General features: G+C 67.7%; 15 protein-coding genes and 1 pseudogene. 11 read left to right on the forward strand and 5 right to left on the reverse strand.

What is annotated here, in order from left to right:
- Nucleotides 1-91 precede the first annotated feature (91 nt).
- Nucleotides 92-3,355, forward strand: a complete 3,264-nt coding sequence (locus JNUCC0626_RS48260) for a S8 family serine peptidase (RefSeq protein WP_394617317.1) — start codon at nucleotides 92-94, stop codon at nucleotides 3,353-3,355.
- A gap of 62 nt (nucleotides 3,356-3,417) precedes the next feature.
- On the forward strand, nucleotides 3,418-6,645 hold the full coding sequence (locus JNUCC0626_RS48265) for a GH92 family glycosyl hydrolase (RefSeq protein ID WP_394617318.1): 3,228 nt from the start codon (nucleotides 3,418-3,420) through the stop codon (nucleotides 6,643-6,645).
- Nucleotides 6,646-6,690: 45 nt separating this feature from the next.
- Here the strand turns inward: JNUCC0626_RS48265 and JNUCC0626_RS48270 are convergent, their stop codons facing one another.
- Nucleotides 6,691-7,239: an ACT domain-containing protein gene (locus JNUCC0626_RS48270; RefSeq protein ID WP_394617319.1), complete on the reverse strand. Its 549-nt coding sequence runs from the start codon at nucleotides 7,237-7,239 to the stop codon at nucleotides 6,691-6,693.
- 263 nt (nucleotides 7,240-7,502) lie between these two features.
- Here JNUCC0626_RS48270 and JNUCC0626_RS48275 point away from each other — a divergent pair, with 263 nt between their 5' ends.
- The 8 genes from JNUCC0626_RS48275 (at nucleotide 7,503) to JNUCC0626_RS48310 (ending at nucleotide 15,717) form a co-directional block, all read left to right on the forward strand.
- Entirely contained in the window at nucleotides 7,503-8,891 is a 1,389-nt protein-coding gene (locus JNUCC0626_RS48275; RefSeq protein WP_394617320.1) for an MFS transporter, read from the forward strand.
- Complete coding sequence (locus JNUCC0626_RS48280) at nucleotides 8,888-10,390, forward strand: carboxylesterase/lipase family protein (RefSeq protein WP_394617321.1); 1,503 nt, start codon at nucleotides 8,888-8,890, stop codon at nucleotides 10,388-10,390. The genes JNUCC0626_RS48275 and JNUCC0626_RS48280 overlap by 4 nt, the downstream gene beginning before the upstream one ends.
- A 103-nt stretch (nucleotides 10,391-10,493) precedes the next feature.
- Entirely contained in the window at nucleotides 10,494-11,357 is an 864-nt protein-coding gene (locus JNUCC0626_RS48285; RefSeq protein WP_394617322.1) for a helix-turn-helix transcriptional regulator, read from the forward strand.
- Nucleotides 11,358-11,474: 117 nt separating this feature from the next.
- A complete protein-coding gene (locus tag JNUCC0626_RS48290) occupies nucleotides 11,475-11,624 on the forward strand; it encodes a hypothetical protein (protein ID WP_394617323.1) in 150 nt (49 codons plus the stop codon).
- Nucleotides 11,625-12,013: 389 nt separating this feature from the next.
- On the forward strand, nucleotides 12,014-12,493 hold the full coding sequence (locus JNUCC0626_RS48295; RefSeq protein ID WP_394617324.1) for a hypothetical protein: 480 nt from the start codon (nucleotides 12,014-12,016) through the stop codon (nucleotides 12,491-12,493).
- Nucleotides 12,490-14,742 (forward strand): hypothetical protein, encoded by a 2,253-nt coding sequence (locus tag JNUCC0626_RS48300; RefSeq protein ID WP_394617325.1) that lies wholly within the window; start codon nucleotides 12,490-12,492, stop codon nucleotides 14,740-14,742. The genes JNUCC0626_RS48295 and JNUCC0626_RS48300 overlap by 4 nt, the downstream gene beginning before the upstream one ends.
- On the forward strand, nucleotides 14,739-15,464 hold the full coding sequence (locus JNUCC0626_RS48305; RefSeq protein WP_394617326.1) for a hypothetical protein: 726 nt from the start codon (nucleotides 14,739-14,741) through the stop codon (nucleotides 15,462-15,464). The genes JNUCC0626_RS48300 and JNUCC0626_RS48305 overlap by 4 nt, the downstream gene beginning before the upstream one ends.
- Nucleotides 15,465-15,561: 97 nt before the next feature.
- Nucleotides 15,562-15,717, forward strand: coding sequence for a hypothetical protein (locus tag JNUCC0626_RS48310; protein WP_394617327.1), 156 nt, complete (start codon nucleotides 15,562-15,564; stop codon nucleotides 15,715-15,717).
- Nucleotides 15,718-15,727: 10 nt separating this feature from the next.
- Here the strand turns inward: JNUCC0626_RS48310 and JNUCC0626_RS48315 are convergent.
- Nucleotides 15,728-16,494, reverse strand: a pseudogene (locus JNUCC0626_RS48315) (SDR family NAD(P)-dependent oxidoreductase).
- Nucleotides 16,495-16,674: 180 nt separating this feature from the next.
- On the opposite strand from JNUCC0626_RS48315, the gene JNUCC0626_RS48320 reads away from it, so the two are divergent.
- Complete coding sequence (locus tag JNUCC0626_RS48320) at nucleotides 16,675-17,214, forward strand: TetR/AcrR family transcriptional regulator (RefSeq protein WP_394617328.1); 540 nt, start codon at nucleotides 16,675-16,677, stop codon at nucleotides 17,212-17,214.
- A gap of 342 nt (nucleotides 17,215-17,556) precedes the next feature.
- Here the strand turns inward: JNUCC0626_RS48320 and JNUCC0626_RS48325 are convergent, their stop codons facing one another.
- Genes JNUCC0626_RS48325 through JNUCC0626_RS48335 form a run of 3 tightly spaced genes read right to left on the reverse strand, consistent with a single transcriptional unit; the run spans nucleotide 17,557 to nucleotide 18,744 of the window.
- The gene (locus JNUCC0626_RS48325; protein WP_394622263.1) at nucleotides 17,557-17,898 is read right to left on the reverse strand and encodes an RNaseH domain-containing protein; all 342 of its coding nucleotides are present in this window, start codon (nucleotides 17,896-17,898) and stop codon (nucleotides 17,557-17,559) included.
- Entirely contained in the window at nucleotides 17,789-18,592 is an 804-nt protein-coding gene (locus JNUCC0626_RS48330; protein ID WP_394622282.1) for a hypothetical protein, read from the reverse strand. Before JNUCC0626_RS48330 ends, JNUCC0626_RS48325 begins: the two co-directional genes overlap by 110 nt.
- Nucleotides 18,589-18,744 (reverse strand): hypothetical protein, encoded by a 156-nt coding sequence (locus JNUCC0626_RS48335; RefSeq protein WP_394617329.1) that lies wholly within the window; start codon nucleotides 18,742-18,744, stop codon nucleotides 18,589-18,591. Before JNUCC0626_RS48335 ends, JNUCC0626_RS48330 begins: the two co-directional genes overlap by 4 nt.
- Nucleotides 18,745-18,793: the final 49 nt, after the last annotated feature.

Genomic DNA, 18,793 nt, shown 5'->3' on the forward strand with positions numbered 1-18,793 from the left:
CCTCTGAAATGTTTCCTCCAGGTGAGGATAAACGGTTGCTTTTCATATTGTGCTATCGGGAATCGATGTCAAGAGCAATACGCTTTCGAGTGTGAATCGTTCAACGAAGTTGGTGGCCGGTCTGGTCGTCCTGCTCCTGGCTTCCACCGCTGGAGCACAGGCGGCAGGCGGCCAACTCGCGGAGCCGGTGCCCACGGCCGCCGGACCGGTGGGGAAGGCGAAAGTCTCTCCCCGGCTCGCTCGTGCGGGTACGGTGACCGCGTTCGTCGAGCTCTCGGGAAAGCCCGCCGCGGACGCGTTCGCGGAGAACCAGGACCAGGGGCGCGAGACAGCGAGAAACGCCGTACGCGCGGCCAGGTCCGAGGTGGCGGCTTTGACCGACCGCGTTGTCGGCAGCCTTCGAGCCGCCCATGCCGCCACGACAGAGGTGTACCGCACGTCCAACGTCATTCCGGGCGTGGTCGTGCACACGGACGCGGGAAAGCTGCGCGAGCTGGCAAGTCGTCCGGACGTCGTCGCGGTGTACCCGATTGTGCCGAAGACGCGGTCGAACTCCAGCGCAGTCCAGCTGACCAGGGCGATGAACGCCTGGCAGCAGTACGGCAGGCTGGGCGACGGCGTGCGCATCGGTGTCGTGGACTCCGGCATCGACTACACGCACGCGAACTTCGGCGGCCCCGGCACCGTGGAAGCGTTCAAGGCGGTCGACCCGCGGGCGAAGGATCCGAACTTCCCGACCGCGAAGGTCGTCGGAGGCACGGACCTGGTCGGCGAGGACTACGACCCGAGCAGCTCCGACCCCGAGATCAACACGCCGAAGCCGGACCCGAACCCGATCGACTGCGGTGGCCACGGCTCCCACGTCGCGGGTTCCGCGGCCGGGTACGGTGAGAACGCCGACGGCAGCACGTTCACCGGTGACTACGCCAAGCTGGACAGCGCGCGGCTCAACGACATGAAGATCGGGCCGGGCACGGCGCCGCACGCGTCGCTGTACGCGGTCAAGGTGTTCGGATGCGACGGATCCACCTCCGTGGTCGGCAAAGCACTCGACTGGGCGCTCGACCCCAACGGAGACGGCGACTTCTCCGACCGCCTCGACGTGGTCAACCTGTCGCTGGGCACCGAGTTCGGCGCTCCTGACGATCCGGAGGGCCTGTTCGTCCGCAAGCTCTTCGAGCACGGCGTGCTGACCGTCAACGCGGCGGGCAACGCCGAAGACCTGTACGACGCGGGAGGTTCGCCGGGCGCCACGCCCGAGGCGCTCTCCGTCGCGAGCACCCGTGACGCGTTCGTCCTGTACGACGGTGCCGAGATCGTCGGTGCGGGTGCGAAGGCCGGTCAGTACAGCCAGGCGTACCCGGTGAACGCGCCCCTCGACGTCACGAAGCCAGTGGTGAAGGTGTCCGACGCGGGCAACGCGGATGGCTGCGCGCCGATCGCCGACAGCCTGGCGGGCAAGTTCGTCTGGCTGGAGTGGGACGACAACAACAGCACCCGTCGTTGTGGTTCGGTCACGCGTACGAACAACGCGCAGACGGCCGGCGCGGCCGGAGTGCTGATCTCGTCCACTTTGGACAATTTCAACGCGGGAATCACCGGGAACGACCAGATTCCCGCCTTCCAGTTCACCGCCTCGAGCACGGCCGCCATCCGGCCGCAGCTCAACGCGGGCACGTTGAACGTCCGGCTCGCCGGTCAGTTGCGCGGCTCGGTCAGCGTCTACGACCAGTCGCTCGTGGACACGCCGAGCTCGTTCACCAGCCGTGGCAACAGGAACGCTGTGGTCAAGCCGGACCTCGCGGCGCCGGGTGACACGATCACCTCCGCGGCCGTGGGCACCGGCACCGGCAGAGCCACCATGAACGGCACGTCGATGGCGGCTCCGCACGTGTCCGGCCTGGCTGCGCTCGTCCGCCAGACGCATCCGGAGTGGGGGCCTGCCGAGGTCAAGGCGGCCCTGATGAACACCGCGGGTGCCGACGTCAAGGAGAACGGCAAGACCTTCGCGCCCAACCGCGTCGGCGCGGGCAGGGTCGACGGCAAGGCCGCGCTCGAGAACCAGGTTCTCGCCGCGGTGGAGGACGCTCCAGGGTTCGTCAGTGCGAGCTTCGGTGTTGTCGAGGTCGAGGGAAAGGTCTCGCTCACCAAGACGATCAAGCTGACCAACAAGAGCGCCGAACCCGTCGAGTACACCGTCGCGTATCAGGAACTCACCACCATCCCCGGTGTCTCGTATCAGTTGTCGAGCAACAAGGTCCGCGTGGCGGGCAAGGCGTCCGCACGCGTCAAGGTGACGTTGAAGATCAACGACCCTGCGGCGCTGCGCAAGACAAGTGACCCCACCATCAACCGCGGCCCGGCCGACTCGCCGCGGCAGTTCCTCGCCGATGCGTCAGGCCGTGTGCAGTTCACCCCGGTGTCCGGCTCGGCGGTACCACTGCGCGTCCCCGTGTACGCGGCCCCGAAGCCGGTCGCGAACGTCAAGGTCCCCGGCCGCCTCGCGTTCAGCGACCCGCACCGGGCCGAGCTCACCCTGTCCGGCAAGGGACTCGACCAGGGTTCCGGCTCGGAGGCCTACCGGTCACTGGTCAGCGTGCTCGAACTCCAGGCGCAGTCGCCCAGGCTGCCCGACTGCAAGGGGTCGGTCACGACCGGCTGCGCCCCGAACCGCACCGCGAGGGGCGGCGACCTCCAGTACGTCGGTGTCGCCTCGACCGCGCCGGCCGCGAAGGCGCAGGGCAAGCCGGAGAAGTCACTGCTCGCGTTCGGCATCGCCATGTGGGACAACTGGTTCAACCTCGGCGTCAACACCCAGCCGTACATCGACATCGACACGACCGGTGACGGCAAGCCGGACTTCGAGACCTACGCGGCGCGCGAGCAGTTCGACGACGTGCTCACCGCCACCACGATCGATCTCAAGACCGGTGACGTCGTCGACCGGCAGCCGGTGAACGGGCTTCACGGTGACGTGGACACGAACACGTACGACACCAACGTCGTCGTGCTCCCGGTGTCGCTGACCGCGCTCGGGCTCGACCCGGCGAAGGACAGCGCGCGGATCACGTACCAGGTCGCGGTGGACAGCTTCTACGCCGCACCGGGTGACGGGTTCGGCAACGTCGACGCCATCGAGGGGAAGCTCACGTTCGACCCGCTCAAGCCAGGGCTGATCGTGCAGGGCGAGGGTGGTGAACCGGCGTTGTCCTACGTGGCGAAGTCCGGCGTCTCCCTCGTCGTGTCCCGGGACCAGGAAGCGCTGGCCGCCGACCGTTCGAACGGGCTGTTGGTGCTCAACCTCCACAACGCCAGCGGTGCCCGCGCGTCCGTCGTGGAAGTCCAGAGTCGATGAACGTGCCGCCCGCCACCGTCCATGGTGGACTGTCCGGACCGATCGCGGAGAGGACTGGCGTGATGAGGAAAGTGCGCTCGAAGGCGTACCTGGTGATGCTCGCCGTCGTGCCGGTGATCACCGCGCTCGTCCCCGCAGTGGCTCCGGCGGTGGCGGGCGAGCACCAGGACCTCGCCCGGTGGGTGAACCCGTTCGTCGGGACGCGCCCCGGTGGCGAGGACCACGGCACCGGCGGTGGAGCGGGCAACACCTTCCCCGGTGCGGTCTCCCCGTTCGGCATGGTGCAGTGGAGCCCGGACACGGTCAAAGCTCAGCACGGTGGCTATTTCTACGACGACACGGCGTTGAAGGGGTTCAGCCTCACGCACCTCTCGGGCGCGGGGTGTTCGACGTACGGGGACATCCCCTTCATCCCGTACTCGGGAGAGGTCACCACCTCTCCCGCCGCCGATCCCGCCCGCTACACCTCGAAGTTCTCCCACGCGAACGAGCACGCGACGCCTGGACGGTACGAGGTGGCGCTCGACAGCGGGGTGAAGGTGGAGCTCGCGACGACCGCGCGCACGGGATCCGGCCGGTTCACCTACCCGGCCGGCGTTGCCTCCACCCTGCTGGTCAACACCTCCGGCTCGGTCATGGGCACCGACGACGCTTCTGTCACCATCGGGGCGGACAGCATCAGCGGCTGGGCGACCAGCGGCCGGTTCTGTGGTGCCTCCAACAGCTACCGGGTGTACTTCACCGCGAAGTTCGACCGTCCGTTCGCCTCGGTCGGGACGTGGAAGAACGGCGCGGTCACCCCGAACAGGACGGCCGAGACCGGAGGTGCGCAGGCCAAGATCGCGAACCGCGGTGGAGACGAGACGGCCCGCTCCAGGTCCGCGTCGATCGAGCCGGACGCCACCACCGTCAGCGGTCCCGGCAGCGGCGGGTACGTCACCTTCGCGAACCTGACTGGGGCTGCGGTCAACGTCCAGGTAGGACTGTCCTTCGTGTCCGTCGAGGGCGCGGAGGCCAACCTGAAGGCGGAGAACGCCGGGAGGCCGTTCGAGTCCGTCGCCGCCGCGGCCCGCGAAGCGTGGAACGCCAGGCTGAACCAGATCGCCGTCGACGGTGGGTCGGAGGCCGACCGCACGACGTTCTACACCGCGCTGTACCACTCGCTGATCCAGCCGAATTTGTTCTCCGACGTCGACGGGCGGTACCCCGGTTTCGACGGCCGCATCCACCAGACCGAGAACGGGCACGCCGCCTACACCAACTTCTCCGGCTGGGACGTCTACCGCTCGCAGATCCAGCTCCTGGCGACTATCGCTCCGAAGGAGATGTCGGACATCGTCAGGTCGATGACGGACTTCGCCGAACAGGGTGGATCCTGGGACCGCTGGACCGTGGCCAACGACTACACCGGTGTGATGAACGGCGATCCGTACCACATCATCGTGTCGACGGCTTATGCCTTCGGGGCAAGGGACTTCGACGTGCGGAAGGCGCTGCTGCTGATGGTCAAGGGCGCGACGCAGCCGACGTCGGGCTACGTCGAACGTCCTGGCAACGAGGCCTACCAGCGGCTCGGGTACGTGCCGGGAGCGGGTGCGGACACGCTGGAGTACGCGAGCGCCGACTTCTCGATCGCGCAGCTCGCCAAGAGGATCGGCGACGGCGAGACCCACCGCGCGTTCATGAAACGCGCCCAGAGCTGGCAGAACCTCTACAACCCGAGGTCCGGGCACCTGCAGCCGCGGGGCGCGGATGGTGGGTTCGCCGCCGCGTACGACCCGGCGGACACCGCGGGGTGGGTCGAGGGCAATGGCGCGCAGTACGACTGGATGGTGCCGCACAACTTGGACGGTCTGATCGCCGCGTTCGGTGGCAACCGAGCGGCCGAGTCCAAGTTGGACACTTTCTTCACGAAGCTGAACGCCGGTATGGAGGAGCCGTACGCGTTCATGGGCAACGAACCGAACGCGAACGCGCCGTGGATCTACGCCTACGCGGGCGCTCCCGCCAAGACCCAGGCCGTTGTGCGCCGGGTGATGACCGAGCTCTACAACCCGCGTCCCGAAGGCCTGATCGGCAACGACGACCTCGGGCAGATGTCGTCCTGGTACGTGTGGGCGGCACTGGGCATGTACCCGCAGACACCCGGCCGCGCCGAGGTCGTCCTCGGTTCCCCGCTGTTCCCGAAGACCGTGCTCACCACCGGCGCCGGCAAGAAGATCACCGTCACCGGCAAGGGCACCGGCCAGTACGTGTCCGGGCTCTCGGTCAACGGCGTGGACTCGCCGCGACCGTGGCTCCCGGAGTCGCTGTTCTCCGAGGGCGCCACCGTCGACTTCGCGTTGTCGACCACACCGACGACGTGGGGTAGCGCACCTGCGGACGCCCCGCCGTCGTTCCGCGACAGGGAGAAGCCCGCGGTGGCCTTCCTCGACCCCGAACTCGTGATCGCCGCGGCGGGTACGACGGCCAGCGCCTCGGTCGGCGTGCAGGATCTGTCAGGAGTCGGCCGGGACTGGACGTTCCAGACGACCGGGGTCGACGGGATCACCGTGACACCCGCGTCCGGGACGCTCTCGGTGGCCGCGGGCAGCAAAGCGGCGACACGGGTCAGCGTGACCCTGCCGCCGGGCACCGCAGACGGTCGCCGCCGCGTCCCCGTCACCCTGTCCGCGCCGGGCGTTCCCAGCGCGCAGGCGGTGCTGACGGTGCTCGTGGCCCCGTCGGGCAGCTGGCTCGCGGCCGCGAACAACGACGGCGTCTCCCCGGACGGCCAGCCGTCCTCTGCCGACTTCGACGACTTCGGGTGGAGCTACTCGGCCGAGGCACTCGCCGAGGCCGGCGCGGCACCGGGTCGCACGATCACCGTCGACGGGCTCCAGCACACCTGGCCGTCGTCCGCCGCCGACGAACCGGACAACGTCATCGCGGCGGGCCAGACCCTGACCGTCTCGGGCTCCGGGCAACTCGCCTTCCTGGGCGCGGCCTCCGGTGGCAACGCGTCGGGCACCGTCACGATCACCTACACGGACGGAACGACGTCGACCGCGTCGGTGGGTTTCTCCGACTGGACGTTGAGCGGTGGCCGCGCGCAACCCGCGTTCGGCAACAGGATCGTGCTGTCCACTCCGTACCGGAACTGGTCGAGCGGTGAGCGGCAACAGGTCCGCACGCTGGTGTTCGCCTCCGCGCCGATCGCACTCGCCGAGGGCAAGACGGTCTCCAGCGTCACGCTTCCGTCGTCGACGTCGGGAGGGACGATGCACCTGTTCGCGGTCACCGCGGGGTAGTCCTGGCACCGGCTGCCTGGAGGGCGAACAGGCAGCCGACCGCTCTCAGTTCCGCTGCCTGTGGGTGTGTGCGGTATCGGTGGCGCGTCTCCGTGTCTTGTTGCCGCGGTGATGTGAGCCCACGCGCACACCGGATACCGCGCCGAGCAGCACTTCTCCCAGACCGAAGGGCCTCAGCAGGTCAATGAAGTCTCTGCATCTGCGCGGGTCCGCCGACAGGTGCAACCGGATGCCGGCTGCGTCGGATTCGAGGACCTCCGCCCCGAAGGAGCCCGCGATCTGTCCGATGTAGACGGCTTCTCCGGGCTCGGGGTGAAGGGCGACGAAGACCGTCTGGCGCCAGTGGCCCCCGTCGCCTGGGACTTCGAAGGCCTTGATGATGTCGACCAGACGGTTCAGGCGTTTCACGACCAGTTCTCGTTCTCGTTCGGACTCGACGCGGACGATCAGTTGGATCCACCAGCTCTTGGAGTCGGGCTGCCGGCTGAACTGCATGGTCGTGATCGTGGCCTTGCGCTGCACCAGCATCGCGGACAGCCTCGCCAGGGCTCTGTGGTCGTCAGCCGCGGTCAGGCAGATCAGGTGCTCGTGCATTCAGGGAACTCCTTCGCGCGGCGGCAGGATCGGGCGGCGGGACGCGCGGAACTCGGCGCTGTGTCGATGGCGTCCGATGACGTTTCTGGTGCGCTGCCGGAGGTGGCCACGGTGCCTTGGCCGTGGCTTTCCGGTCAAGAACCCTGTTAGTGCCACTACTAGAGGTACGCGCGCCTTCCTCTGCTGTGAGCTGGTTCATACGCTGGGAGAAACTCCGCTGGCGTGATGGCGCCGACTCCGCTTCGATCAATGAGGATCAGCTGATGACGACTGCGTCGCACGCGACGGACATGAGCGCGAGGTTGGTACGCGCCCGGTTCGACCGTATTCCGGTGTTGACCCGGAAGCACTGGGGCGTCCTGTGGATGCTCGGAGCGTTGGGCATCTTCGACGGCTTTGACCTCGCGGCGTTCGGCTACACCGCGCCGGCGATTCGGCAGGAACTGGGACTTTCGCTCGGAGAAGTCGGCTGGATCGCGTCCTCGGTGTACGTCGGCAGCTTCGTCGGCGCGCTCATCGGCGGGCGGCTCGCCGACAGCCGAGGGCGCCGTCCGGTGCTGTTCGTCTCCGTGGTCTTGTACTCGCTCGGGTCGCTGTGCACGGTGTTCGCGGCGAATGCCGAGATGCTGATCGCCTGCCGGGTGGTGACCGGGGTCGGGGCGCAGGCGCTCACCGTGGTGTCGTACCTGTACTTGAGCGAGATGTTCCCGGCGAAGTTCCGCGGCCGGTGCGCGGCGTTGTTGCTGGGCATCTCGGTCCTGGGGGTACCGCTCGCGGCGGTGCTGACGTGGACCCTCGTGCCGGACGGCGGGCCGCACTGGCGGTGGATCTACGGAATCGGAACACTCGGCCTGCTGGTCGTGGTCGCGGTGCGGCGCTTGCCCGAATCCGTGCGCTGGCAGCTGCGCACCGGCGATCTCAGCGGAGCTGAGTCCACAGTGGCCGCGTTCGAACGCGAGGCGGTCGCGAAGACCGGGACGCCGTTGCCGGAGCCGACGACACTGCCGGAGGTGGAGACCGGACAGGCGTCGTTGCGGGAGTTGGCGTCGGGCCTCAACCTCAGGCGATTGATCGTCGTGACGGTCTCGATGGTGCTCTTCGCGTACGTGATCTACGGATTCAACACCTGGCTGACGACGTTGCTCGTCGAACGCGGCTACAGCCAGCGGCAAGCCCTCACCGCCGCGGTCGCCATCTCGCTGGCCGGTTTCGCCGGGTCGGTCGGTTCGGTGCTGTTCGCCGACCGCGTGGAGCGCAAGAAGCTGGTTCTGGCGGTGATGGTGCTCGACGCGGCGTTGCTGCTGGTTTTCGGGTTGGTCGACAGCCTCTCCGTCACGGTGGTCGTCGGTGTGCTCCTTTCGGGCACGTTGCAGATCGCTCTCGCCGCGATGTACGCCTACACCCCCGAGATCTTCCCGACGCATCTTCGCGGGCTCGGATCCGGCATCGTCGGCGGTGCGTTCCGGCTCTCGGCCGCGTTCACCAGCGTGACCGTGGGCCTAGTCCTGTCCGGGTTCGGGTTCGTCACGGTCTTCGTCGTGTTCGCTGCGGTCGCGGTGCTCTTCGGCGCGTTCTTCTTCGTGCTGGGCGCACGCACCAAGGGCCGCAGCCTGGAGGACATCGCCGCCGACGGCCGTGGGGCCGGCGAATGACCGCAGATCCGCTGGAGATCGTTCTCACCACCTCGGGCCGGGTCCGCGGGCTGGTCGTCGACGGCGTCATCAGGCACCGCGCGGTGCCCTACGCCGCGCCGCCGGCAGGCCGTCTCCGATTCGCGCCGGCCGCCCCGGCACCGCGCTGGGACGGTGTTCGAGACGCGACCGGCATCGGGGCCACGGCCCCCCAGCACGCGAGGCGCTTCCCCGGAGTGGACATGACTCCGCTTCTGCCGGACGCCGACTGGGCGGGCGGCCACGACTACCTGACGGTGAACGTATGGGCCCCGGCTCGGCGCGACCAGCCGCTGCCGGTGATGGTCTACCTCCACGGGGGCGCGTTCGTCGCGGGCTCGGGCGACTGTCCTGCGTTCGACGGTGCCGCGTTCGCCCGCTCCGGAGTGGTGCTGATGACGATCAACTACCGGCTCGGGATCGAAGGCTTCGCGGTGCTGGACGATGCACCGCGCAATCTCGGTCTGCGCGATCAGATTGCCGCGTTGGCCTGGGTCAGGGACAACGCGGCGGGCTTCGGCGGCGATCCCGGCAACGTCACGGTCTTCGGCGAGTCCGCCGGGGCGATGAGCATCGCGACCCTGCTCGTCTCGGGCGCGGTGGACGGACTTTGCGACCGTGCGATCGTGCAGAGCGGACACGACGAGCTCGTCCGCGACCCGGCGGTCGGGCGCCGGCTGACCGAGCAGATCGCTGCGGCGGCGGGTGCGCCGGCCACCGCAGCGGGGTTGCGGTCAGTCCCGGTCGCGGAGCTGCTGGATGCCCAGCGGAGCGTGCTGGCGCGCCCGCTCGACTCGAGCGAAGGTGGCTGGGATCCCGCGTACCAGCAAGCCGCGTTCGCACCCGTCGTCGACGGCGAGGTCGTCCGGTCGGCGAGTGACCGGGGCATGTCGTCGATTCCACTGCTGATCGGGACGACCCGGGCCGAGATGAACCTGTACGCGGAATCTTCCGCCGACCTCGACACGCTGTCCGAGGACGGGGCCGTCGCCCGGCTCGCGGCCTCCCGTCCCGACGCCCGGCGGGTGCTGTCCGGATACGGACTTGGACAGGCCGGCCGTGATCCCGGGCGAGTGCTCGTCGATGCCCTGACCGATCTGATGTTCCGATCCCCCTCACGTCGGTTCGCCCTCCGTCACGGCGGTCCTGTCTTCGCCTACGAGTTCGAGTGGGAGTCGCCGCTGTTCGACGGCAGGCTGGGCGCGTGCCACGGCCTGGACCTGCCGTTCGTGTTCGACAACCTCGGCGCTGCCTCAGGCCGGCACGCGTTGTGCGGCGCAGAGCCCCCCGCTCAACTCGCTGCCGCGATGAACGAGCGGTGGATCCGCTTTGCCACCACCGGTGATCCAGGTTGGCCGCAGTACGACGACAGGCGGCTGCTCATGCGCTTCGGAGGCGGCTTTGCACCGCAGTGGAGCCGGGTCGGAGTCGACAGCGCACCGCTGGAGGCGTCTCCGTTGCCCGCTCGCCTGATGCGGTGAGCGGTCGGGGTCGAGGCATTGGCCGGTACTTCCGCAGCGTTCGGTGACGTCACGCGTTTCAGCATTTCAGCGGGCCTCGCGATGCCGGTTGTAGGATCTCGCCGTGACCGATGGCGGCACCAGCCAGCATGAGCTGGGCGTGTTCTTGCGCACGAAGCGTGAGACCGCGTCGCGGACCGAGGCCGGGCTGCCGCCGATCCGTCGCCGAACGACGGGGCTGCGTCGCGAAGAGGTCGCGATCTTGGCCGGAATCAGCGTCACTTGGTACACCTGGCTCGAACAGGGCCGTGCGAAGACGAGCCCCTCGCGCCAGGTCCTCGACTCTGTGGCCGCGACCCTCGGGCTGCGACCGGCCGAGCATGCCTTCGTTCTGTCACTCGCGGGCTACTCCGAGCCGTATCAACCCGAGAAGCCCGATGCCGCCGCGGCGCCGCCGAACGTTCAGCGGCTGCTCGACGCACAGGGCGTCTACCCGAGTTACGCCGTCTCCGCGGACTGGACGATCGTCGCCTGGAACGCCACCTACAGCCGCTTCTACCCACCGGTGACAGGTGCACAGCCCAGCGACCGCAACCTGCTGTGGCTCACGTTCACCGATCCCTACCTGCGGTCGCTGGTCGTCGACTGGGAGAACGACAGCCGCCGTGTCATCGCTGAGTTCCGTGCTGAGATGGGCGCCCGACTCGGCACGCCCCCGGTCCGCCGCCTCGTGGGACGGCTGTGCGAGGTGAGTCCCGAGTTCCGAGATCGCTGGGCCGCTCATCAGGTCTCCGGCTTCACGACCCGGCTCCGGCACTTCCGCCACCCGGAGGTCGGGGAGCTCCTCCTCGAACACCATCGCATGACGACATCCGACGATCCGAAACTGCACCTGGTCATCTACGTGCCCGATCTGGGCAGCGGCAGCATCGGCCGGTTGCGCCGCTTGCACGAGCTGGCTGTGCCGCAAGCACGCCCTGGCGACTGACCCCGGTCGAATCCGCTGCATGGCCCGGGAACCGGGGGCCAGTCTCCGTGCGGATGCCGCCCGTGACTTGCTCGTTCGGCTACTTGCGCGGCGACGCCGCGCGTGCGGAGTTCCGCGATGAGCGAGACGACGCTAGTCGGGCGCCGCGCTCCGGCACCGGTGAGCAGCCTGCTGCTCGCCGCGCTCATGGCGGGAAATCTGAAACTCGGTCCTGATGTTTCGACGCTGCTGGAGTTCCTCGCCTTTCGGAAAAGTTTCCGCACTTGACCTGGTGAGGCAATCGCTCTTCTGTGTTAGTAGGTGAGGATCGCGCTCGATGAATCGGGCCGGATCGGTGTTTTGTGATCTGCGCGATGCCGGCGCAAGGCTACTGCAGATGTCTTGAACAGCGAAAACTACGGCTTTGCGCGGGGTCTACCTGGACGCTGAATGAGCCTGGAACTCCTTCCGTCAACTCGATCGCGTGGACTCGGGAGGTGCTCAGATACACAATTGTTCGAAATTTAGGCCAATTCACTCCATCTGGGTGTAAACGCTGCCGAGGGCTCGCTCGGGACTCTGTTGCCGTGCGATTTTGTGTCTCCGTCGGCGATCACCGAAAACTTGGCCGCCGCATCCGTGTTAGCACATCTGAGTTCGTGTCCCGGGAGTATCTCGTGCCTGATCCCTTCACTCTGGCGACCGTCAGCGCCTCTGTTCTTCCCCACCTGGTGAAGTTCGTGTTCGAGCAGGCGGGGAAACTGCTGGCAAGGCGCCGTTCCACGACGTCGGGTGAGAACACCGACGTCCTGGAGACCCAGACGCTCGCCGAGCTGGAGCAGTCCGCCCAGTTCCTCCGCGAGTACGCCGTCGGCGGTCGGCCGTCTCGCACCACCGACCGGGAACTGCTCGACGCGGTCGACGCCGCCCGCAAGCAGATCGAGTCGCTGACCGGCACTCCTCTCGACCTGGCCGCCGGGCTCAAGCAGCGCGGGGTCGACGTCGAGATCGAGAAGCTCGACGTGGACGGCGTCACCACCGGGATCAAGGCGACCGCGATCACCGACAAGGCCAACGTCAGCGTGAAGTTCAGCGACAGCGTCGTTCGCTCGAGCGGGGAGTTCACGGCCATCGAGCTCAACGGGCCGATCGGATGAGCGATCCCCTCACGCCGCAGCAGGGTGACGCGAACGAGCCCGTGCTGCGCTGGCCACCGACGGTCGAGGCAGTCCCTCCCGCAGAGGAGACGTCGTGGCCGGACGGCGCCCACGGCGTCGGCAGGGTGAACTCGACGTTCTCCGGCAACGTCGTCCTCGGCGAGATGAACGGCGTCAAAGTCGTCAACCAGGTCCAGGCGGCCCTGGAACACCTCGACGCCGACGACGCCTATCTCGACCTGACCCTGCGGCTGTTCGCCCAGCCAGAAGGGTTCGGCGCCGCCTATGCCCGGTGGCGAGACGACCGGCGGCTGCTCGTGCTCGCCCGCGAACCGGGCACCGGGCGCACCACGATCGCGCACGCGCTGCTCGCCACGCTCCGCCAGGACAGTGCGCCTGAGGTCGAGGTCGGGGCGCTGCACTTCGGTGGTGGCGAGACCTTTCCGATTGATCGCCTGCCCGCGGGACACCGTCGCTGGGCGTACGTCGTCGAGGTCCCGCCGAACGAAGAGGGCTTCAAACTCCACTCCCGGAACTTCCGCTTGACGCTCACGAAGCTCGAGGGGGAACTCCGTCGCCGCGAATCCTGGCTGATCTTCCTGATCAGTCCCGAACAGTGGGTGAGTTGCGCGGACGAGACCGTCTTGCCCCTGGCGGGCGGTATCGGCGACGCGGAGCCGGCGGAGATCGTGCGCAGGGCGCTCACCGTGCGCGAGCCCGACCTCGACGTGGACCGATGGCTGGCAACCGAGCAGATCGAGGGTCTGCTCGCCCAACAGCCTCCCACCGAGGTCCTCGACATCGTCGAGCTGATCCGGTCGGCGCACTACGCACACCCGGACCAGCTGGCCGCCTTGCCGGACGACGAGGAGAGCGCCGGCCACGCGGAGCTCACCGACAGCGGCGATCCGTGGTTCGCCCGCCGGGTGCAGACCGTGGTGGAGGCCAGGAAGAACTGGCACAAGCAACTGCTGTCCTGGCACCGAGAGCGAGAACGGACCAGCCTGCAACGCAGCTTCCTGCTCGCCGCCGCCGCGCTGCCTGCTACGCCAGGGGCCTACGTCTACGCCTTGGCCAGCAAGCTGGACAGCAGGCTCAGAGGCAGGAAACAACCGCCGGAACTCGCCGCCCTCAGCGCACCCGGCGTCATCGAACTCGTCGATGCCATCCAGGCCGACCTGTCCGACGACGACACCGTCGTGTTCCGGCACGACGGCTGGGACGACGCCGCGCTCCACTACTTCTGGACCGACAGGCCGTTCACCCGCCAGCACTTCCTCGACTGGCTTGCCGAAGCCCCGACAGCAACGCACCGCGGCACGTTCGAATCACTCACCAGCTCACAGCAGCAGGACCTGGCCGGCCGCATCGCTCGTTTCGCGGTGCACTGGGCCACACGGCAGCAACGACCGGAACCTCTCGCCACACTCGCGGCCGCCTGGCACGGGACGGCAGCGCTGTGGCGGGTCTTCGTCTCCACGCTCGACGAAGCCGCGATCCAGTCGAGCACCCATCGCTACATCCACACCATGCTCCTGAAGTGGGCCACCAAGAAGGACGACCTCCCGCTGTGGAGAGCGGTCGCGGAGGTCTGTGGTCTGGAGTTCGGCAAGAGGCACACCGGCAAGGCGCTCCGCCGGCTCAAGCACGTCGCCGCCGTCACCGATCCGGAGATCGAGGAAGCCGTCCAGCGCAGCGTCATCACGTTGTGGGACGACAAGTCTGTGCGAAAGACCCTCTTCGAGATGGTCGTTTCCTGGTGCCAGAACCCTGATACCGCCTCGGTCGCCCGTCGGGCGTTCGGCGCGCTCGCGGCGAAGACGGACCCCGACGAGAAGGTGTCTGTGCTCCTCGCCGCGCGAGGAGCACACGCCGCCTTCGTCCCCGCGACTGCAGATCTTGCGGCGGGCTGGACGGTACTGCTGACTCCTCCGGACGATGACGACGATGACGACGCCGTCACCATGACCGCGTATCAGTGGATGGACGTCGCGCTGCGGCGACCGGACCTTCGCGACGACGTGCTCGAGTTGCTGCGCAAGGCCGTCGACGGCCCTGAAGAGACGGGCAGGCTCTCTGCACGTGGACGACTGGGCCTCTACATGCACAGCTGGCGCAAGTCCGGCGACGGGTCGGATGTCGGCGAACGCAAAGACGTCTACTTCAGGCTGGACGATCTCGTCAAGGAAGACTTCTCCCGTCTGATCAAGGGCGTTGGCGGCACCGGCGGAACGGACAACGCGGCATGAGATGGGGTTCCTCGCGCTGGGGCACCCTGCGGGACCATTCGTACCGCGACCACTTTCCGAGCGCCGACGAGGGCGTCGAGTTCACCGTCGCGCTGACCGTCCAGGCGCGCGTCGCTGAACGCCGAAGCCGGCCACCCGAAGACCCGCTCGATCGCGTGGCTCTCGCCGCAGACCAGATCATCCGGCCGGTGGCCGCGGGCATCGGTGCCCTGCGCTGCGAATACCTCCAGCACGCGATCGGCGCGGAGATCGCCGACCTGCAGTCGTTGTCGGACAGGCACGTTCGCATCGCCAACGTGTTCGTCCGCGTCAGGCTCGACGACGCGGCCGCTGTGAGGGCCCGCGAGGTTCAGCGGATGCGTCACGAACTCGAGCTCGACGAACTCGCCCGGCAGCAGGCGCGGGCACGGGCCCGGTTCATCCGGGACGAATGCCTCGCCGATCCCGCGACCGCGCGGATCTACGGCCTGCTCGAGAAGTCGTCGCGGCTCGGAGAGCTGGCCGGTGTGCTCGACCAGGAGGATCTGGTCGAGCAGATCTCAGCGTGGCACGAGCCAGCCAGGGCCGTGCTCATCGCCCAGGGAGTCATCGGCTTCCTCGGTCGCCTGAAACCGCAACAGTCCTTCGACATCCTCGACCGGTTCATCCCGTTGGTGAGGGCTTACGGAGGGAACGAACTCGCCGACCGGTTGCAGGAGCTCAACGTTTCGCCCGACACCTGACAACTGGCGCCGGCACGTCGACCCTACATCTCTTCTCTTGCAACGAAAGCGAATCCCGTTGGCACACGAACCCAGCGAAACCGGCAAGGTGAACTACGTGGAGTTCGACGGAGCATCGGCAACAGAAGTCTTCGGCAAGGCGCAGGTTTGGCTGGTTCCTCGCGATGACACTCTCAGAGTTGTCGGGCTGTCCTGGAACTGCTATTCCGAGGACCTGCCGTTCAGCCTGACGCTGTATTACGAGTTGGGCTGAACGGGGTTCCTCAGACGGCAGACCAGCCGTTGTCCACGGGGAGGACGACGCCGTTGATGCTGGAGGCGGCCGCCGAGGCGAGGAAGACGATGGCGGCGGCCTGTTCCTCGGCCTGCGAGACACGACCGATGTTGTGCATGTACTTGCCGAACACCTGCGGTCCGTGCGCGTTGGGATCCGCGGAGACGGCGATGCCCGTGTTCACCCCGCCGGGGCGATCGCGTTGGCGCGGATGCCGGAGTCCCGGTACGTGATGGCGACCGAACGCGTCAGTCCGATGAGAGCGGTCTTCGACGTCGTGTACGCGACTCCGGCGGCACTGCCGCGCAAAGCCGCTTCCGACGCCGTGTAGACGATGGCGCCTTTGCCCTTGGCGAGCATGTGCGGCAACGCGGCGCGGGTGAGCCGCAAGGGCGCGGTCAGGTTGACGCCGATGACGCGTTCCCACTCAGCGTCGGAGATGTCGGCCGCCGCGCTCAAGGAGTCCATGATTCCGGCGTTGCACACGAGGACGTCCAGCCCGCCGAACGAGCTCGCCGCCGTCGCGACCACCTCGTCGACCACGGCGGAGTCGGTCAGGTCGCCCGCCACCGCGACGGCGGTGCCGCCGGTCGCGGTGATCTCCTCGGCGACGGCGTTGGCGGCGACGGCGTTGACGTCGGCCACCAAGACTTTCGCGCCCAGTTCGGTGAACCGCAGGGCGGTGGCCCGCCCGATTCCCTTACCGGCGCCGGTGACGATGACGCTGCTGCCGTCCAGATCGGTGTTCGAAGTCATGGGCTGAACCTCCACTTTGTGCACGTCGTGCCATGATGTTGCGCTGCGTCAAAAGGTTACTGTTGGGAACAGGACACTTTGGACGGAGGCGGCATGTCAAGTCATCAGCAGACCCACTCGCCGGCCCGGATCGGGCGACCGCCGTTGACTGAGCGGCGTAAGGCGGAGGCACGGCTCGAAGTGGCGCGTGCGGCCGTACGACTCTTCCTGGACAAGGGTGTCGCGGAGACGACCGTCGAAGAGATCGCGGCAGAGGCGGGCATCTCCACGCGCACCCTGTGGCGCTACTTCCCCAACAAGGAGAGCTGCGTGATGCCCTTGCTGACCGAGGGGATCGAGCGCACGGCCGAGTGTTTGCGGTCGTGGCGCCGCGATCAGGGCGTGTCCGGCCTGATCGACTTGCTCAGCTCTGGCTGTGCCGGAGCGTCTGAGCCCACTGTGGCGATGCTCGACATGGTCCGGTTGACCCGAACCGAACCTGGACTGCGGGCGGTCTGGTTGGAGGCCCACCATCAAGCGGAGCCGGCCTTCGCCGAGGCGCTCGCGCAGCGGGCGGGCCTGCCGGAGCCCGACCTGGTCATCTCGATCCGGGCGGCAATGCTCAACAGCGCGTTGCGCGTGTCCGTGGAACATCATGCGTTCAATGCCGACACGCCAGAGTCCTTGGCGGCGGTGTCGGCGGAGGCCGTGGTGATCGCCGCACGTGGTTTGCCGTCGTGACCCGTGCGCACCACTAAACGGTGAGTGTGCCGCGCGATCCTGTCTCTGGGGCAGGGCTCCGTCGTCAGCCGTCCTCACCTGGCCGAGTGTCGGGCGTCGACCGACGGATGGTGCCGAACAACCGCAATCCGTGGAACACATTCCTGGATTTTCGGATGCTCCCGTCGTTCGCCAAGGACAGTCCAAAGTGGATGAAATGCGTCGCCTCTCGACGGACCGGGAGCAGCCGCGCCACTTCGTCGGCGTGCCTCCAGCTTCACCGTGGCCCGGTCCGGGAGGTCGCGCCAGGCCGTACACACCCCTGCGGAACGACCTCGTCAGCTCAGCGAAGTGCGGAACTTCTCACGCGTTCCGTGCCAAGTGGACCTGGCGGACGTACTTGCCGATCTGCTGGGCGAGGTGCAACGGCCACGGCAAGGTGATCGTCCGGTGTGAGAACGGTTCCGCCCGGAGCAGATCGTGTGCCGGCGCGGCCCAACGCTCTGGCTGATCGCCCTCCTGAGCACCGGCGACCCAGCAGGTCGACGAACGGTTGCGTTCCACACCGGCGCGTTCCGATCGGGGAGTGAATCCGTCATGGCTGAAGACCGAGGCGATCCTCGAGACCTGGGACTGTGCGGTGGCGTGAGGCGCGGCCGATACCCAGTGTGCGTAGTGCGGTGAGGTACAGACCGAACGACTCATCGGCCAGCAGCGCGGCCAGGTGCTCAGGGACCGCCGGTCCGGTGTCACCTCGCCCTGCCAGCGTCCACTTGTGCCAGGTGAACAACCAGTCCGGGGCGGAGGAGACGGCGAACAGCGCGATCCTGCGCAGCAGGCCGCTGAGGACCGCGCGGTCGGCGGGTGCGAGCTGGAATCCCTTGCTCGCCTTGAGATGAAGCCTGGTGCGCGGCTGGTTGAGGAGTTGTGCCCTCAGGTGAATCGAGGTGCACAGGCCGGTCCACGAACACTGCAGGTGGACCGCGCTGGAGCTGCTGCTCCCGTCCGTGACGAGCAACGTGCTGAAGCTGACACGATGGATGAAGATCTCGTCGACGGGCCGCACGAGGTTCCGCGGGAGCTGCAAGGCAAGCGCAGCACTGAAATTTGCCACCCGTCGGCGGGAACAACGAGGTGGAGTCCGCTCATCGATGGGTATGCCGACTCGATGAACAAGGAGGTGGGCCGGGCTGAGATCGGTCGGCCACCGCCTGTGCGCACCGTGCAACAGGCGGTTCAGCGCAGCTGACTCCACCTGTTGCTGTACGGCGTCGTGCGCGTCCGGGATTCGGTTTTGTCCTTCGCCCAGTTGCTCCAGCTCCAGCCGGGCACGTTGAAATGACTCACCCGTGTAGCGAGATCGTCGCTTGGCCTCACGGGCGCGTTGCGGATCGCTCACCGGGCACCGATCCCGTTGGTGGCGCTGATCGCGTCGCGGCTCCACGAGCGCAGTTCCTTCAACCGCGCGATGATGAGGATGCGGACGTGAGCGAACGCCGCGATCAGGGGAATCACGACACGTGGAAGTGTTGCGAGGTCGACAGATGGCACGGTCTTCTCCCATTGTCGCTCCCCGGTCCAGCGGCGTCCGAGATCAGGC

Origin of the sequence: Lentzea sp. JNUCC 0626 (assembly GCF_043632865.1) — a bacterium.
Lineage (GTDB): Bacteria > Actinomycetota > Actinomycetes > Mycobacteriales > Pseudonocardiaceae > Lentzea.